Origin of the sequence: Pseudomonas sp. JR33AA (assembly GCF_021378985.1) — a bacterium.
Taxonomy (GTDB): Bacteria; Pseudomonadota; Gammaproteobacteria; order Pseudomonadales; family Pseudomonadaceae; genus Aquipseudomonas; species Aquipseudomonas alloputida.
Window position 1 is genome coordinate 1 of sequence record NZ_JAJSAW010000061.1, and the last position, 389, is coordinate 389.

1 pseudogene is annotated in these 389 nt (G+C 62.7%); it reads left to right on the forward strand.

Going from position 1 to position 389, the window contains the following annotated elements:
* Window positions 1-74: 74 nt before the first annotated feature.
* Window positions 75-190 (forward strand): annotated as a pseudogene (locus LVS58_RS25010) (3-deoxy-7-phosphoheptulonate synthase); the annotation flags it as partial.
* Between the last annotated feature and the right edge of the window lie 199 nt (window positions 191-389).

Consider the following 389-nt stretch of genomic DNA (forward strand, 5'->3'; position numbering starts at 1 on the left):
ACGCTCGGCCTCCTGAAGTCGCAATCTGCGTCGCCTGAACTATCGCGCGCTTAGAAGCAAAAGCCAAAGCAAGAGCAAGAGCGTTCTTCCAGGTACACCAGGCCGAGGGCAGCCATGCCGGCGATATCCTTATCCAGATGACCGGGCAGAACCTCACCGAATGCATCGGCGGTGCCGGCCGATCACCGAGTTCGCTTTTGATCTTGCTTTTAAGCGCGCGGTAGTTCGGGCGACGCAGATTGCGACTTCAGGAGGCCGAGCGTAGGGTTGCGGAGGGAGATGACGGGCATGGATGCCCGTCAAGCGCTGAGGCCCCATGGATGGGGCCTGCAGCGCGTGCTCCCGTGAGCAAGGCCGGAGCGAGGGGACCCCGAAGCGCAGCGTAGCGC